General features: G+C 48.4%; 2 rRNA genes. Both read right to left on the bottom strand.

Annotated features, from left to right (window positions below):
- Nucleotides 1–106: ribosomal RNA gene (gene rrf / locus ACOMA7_RS07610) — 5S ribosomal RNA — on the bottom strand; the annotation flags it as partial.
- 69 nt (nt 107–175) lie between these two features.
- Nucleotides 176–3,094 (bottom strand): 23S ribosomal RNA (locus ACOMA7_RS07605).
- Between the last annotated feature and the right edge of the window lie 155 nt (nt 3,095–3,249).

Raw genomic sequence — 3,249 nt, 5'->3', positions numbered from 1 at the left:
TCCTACCCTTGCAGAGGGCGATCCCTCAACTACTATCGGCGTTTAGAAGCTTAACTTCTGTGTTCGGCATGGGAACAGGTGTATCCTTCTAGCTATCGCCACCACACTATTTATCTGAAAGAACTTCGTTCTCTCAAAACTAGATATTATTTATTTCTTCCGATTACTACCTTACTTGGTTAAGTCCTCGACCAATTAGTACTAGTCCGCTCCATACATCACTGCACTTCCACTTCTAGCCTATCTACCTAATCATCTCTTAGGGGTCTTACTTCCATAAAGGAATGGGAAATTTCATCTTGAGGTCGGTTTCACACTTAGATGCTTTCAGCGTTTATCTCATCCATACATAGCTACCCAGCGATGCCCCTGGCGGGACAACTGGTACACCAGCGGTATGTCCATCTCGGTCCTCTCGTACTAGAGACAGCTCCCCTCAAATTTCCTACGCCCGCGACGGATAGGGACCGAACTGTCTCACGACGTTCTGAACCCAGCTCGCGTACCGCTTTAATGGGCGAACAGCCCAACCCTTGGGACCAACTACAGCCCCAGGATGCGATGAGCCGACATCGAGGTGCCAAACCTCCCCGTCGATGTGAACTCTTGGGGGAGATAAGCCTGTTATCCCCAGGGTAGCTTTTATCCGTTGAGCGATGGCCCTTCCATACGGTACCACCGGATCACTAAGCCCGACTTTCGTCCCTGCTCGACCTGTCTGTCTCGCAGTCAAGCTCCCTTTTGCCTTTACACTCGAAGAATGATTTCCAACCATTCTGAGGGAACCTTTGGGCGCCTCCGTTACTGTTTAGGAGGCGACCGCCCCAGTCAAACTGCCAATCAGACACTGTCTCCCACCACGATAAGTGGTGCGGGTTAGAGTGTTAGCACAGCGAGGGTAGTATCCCAACAATGCCTCCACCGAAACTAGCGTCCCGGTTTCCACGGCTCCTACCTATCCTGTACAAGCTATGTCAACACCCAATATCAAATTACAGTAAAGCTCCATGGGGTCTTTCCGTCCTGTCGCGGGTAACCTGCTTCTTCACAGGTATCTCAATTTCACCGAGTCTCTCGTTGAGACAGTGCTCAGATCGTTACGCCTTTCGTGCGGGTCGGAACTTACCCGACAAGGAATTTCGCTACCTTAGGACCGTTATAGTTACGGCCGCCGTTTACTGGGGCTTCGTTTCTGGGCTTCGCCGAAGCTAACTCATCCACTTAACCTTCCAGCACCGGGCAGGCGTCAGCCCCTATACTTCATCTTACGATTTTGCAGAAACCTGTGTTTTTGATAAACAGTCGCCTGAGCCTTTTCACTGCGGCTGCACTTGCGTGCAGCACCCCTTCTCCCGAAGTTACGGGGTCATTTTGCCGAGTTCCTTAACGAGAGTTCACTCGCTCACCTTAGGATACTCTCCTTGACTACCTGTGTCGGTTTGCGGTACGGGTAGTTAATTACTCACTAGAAGCTTTTCTCGGTAGCGTGACATGGCCCACTTCTCTACTTTATTTCGATCCTCATCACAGCTTGTCAACACGGTAACAAGCATTTCACTCATTACCTGACTTACTGCTTGAACGCACATATCCAACAGTGCGCACAGGTTAGCCTTCTACGTCCCTCCATCGCTCAAACATAATTAACTAGTACAGGAATCTCAACCTGTTATCCATCGCCTACGCCTCTAGGCCTCGGCTTAGGTCCCGACTTACCCTGGGAGGACGAGCCTTCCCCAGGAAACCTTAGTCAATCGGTGGAATAGATTCTCACTATTCTTTCGCTACTCATACCGGCATTCTCACTTCTAAGCGCTCCAGCAGTCCTTACGGTCTACCTTCGTTGCCCTTAGAACGCTCTCCTATCACATGACTACGTCATGTCCACAATCTCGGTAATATGCTTAGCCCCGGTAAATTTTCGGCGCAGAATCACTCGACTAGTGAGCTATTACGCACTCTTTAAATGGTGGCTGCTTCTGAGCCAACATCCTAGTTGTCTATGCAACTCCACATCCTTTTCCACTCAGCATATATTTAGGGACCTTAATTGGTGGTCTGGGCTGTTCCCCTTTCGACGGTGGATCTTATCACTCATCGTCTGACTCCCGGACATATAAATCGATGGTATTCGGAGTTTATCTGAATTTAGTAACCCATGACGGGCCCCTCACCCAAACAGTGCTCTACCTCCATGATTCTAAGTCCGAGGCTAGCCCTAAAGCTATTTCGGAGAGAACCAGCTATCTCCAAGTTCGTTTGGAATTTCACCGCTACCCACATTTCATCCCAGCACTTTTCAACGTACACGGGTTCGGCCCTCCGGTGCGTTTTACCGCACTTTCAGCCTGAACATGGGTAGATCACCTGGTTTCGGGTCTATCCCAACATACTGTAACGCCCTATTCAGACTCGCTTTCGCTACGGCTCCGGACTTTTCGCCTTAACCTTGCATGTTAGCATAACTCGCCGGTTCATTCTACAAGAGGCACGCCATCACCCATTAACGGGCTCTGACTGCTTGTAGGCACATGGTTTCAGGAACTATTTCACTCCCCTTCCGGGGTGCTTTTCACCTTTCCCTCACGGTACTGGTTCACTATCGGTCACTAGGGAGTATTTAGCTTTGGGAGATGGTCCTCCCGGATTCCGACGACGTTTCACGTGTGTCGCCGTACTCAGGATCCTGAACTGAGGTTAATTGATTTCGCCTACGGGGCTATCACCCTGTATCGCTTAACTTCCCAGATAATTCGACTATCAATTAACTTGGTAACTCAAATGTTCAGTCCTACAACCCCAAAGAGCAAGCTCTTTGGTTTGAGCTGTTCCCCGTTCGCTCGCCGCTACTTAGGGAATCGAAATTTCTTTCTCTTCCTGTGGGTACTTAGATGTTTCAGTTCCCCACGTCTGCCCCCAAACTAGATATGTATTCTCTAGCTGGTGATAATCGATTAAGATTATCGAGTTTCCTCATTCGGAAATCTCCGGATCAAAGCTTACGTACAGCTCCCCGAAGCATATCGGTGTTAGTCCCGTCCTTCATCGGCTCCTAGTGCCAAGGCATCCACCATGCGCCCTTCATAACTTAACCTATTTCATCACTACGTGATGTTTGGTTAGTTGAGTATTTACGAATAAACTAATATTTTAAAACTCAAAATAACGCGGTGTTCTCGGTTGAAATTGTATTTTTATACAAATTCAATATAGAAATTAAATAATATCTAGTTTTCAAAGAACCAAGTA

Source organism: Apilactobacillus intestinapis (genome assembly GCF_049166695.1).
In the GTDB taxonomy this organism is placed as follows: Bacteria; Bacillota; Bacilli; order Lactobacillales; family Lactobacillaceae; genus Apilactobacillus; species Apilactobacillus kunkeei_C.
This window is presented reverse-complemented; position numbering and strand designations above follow the sequence as displayed.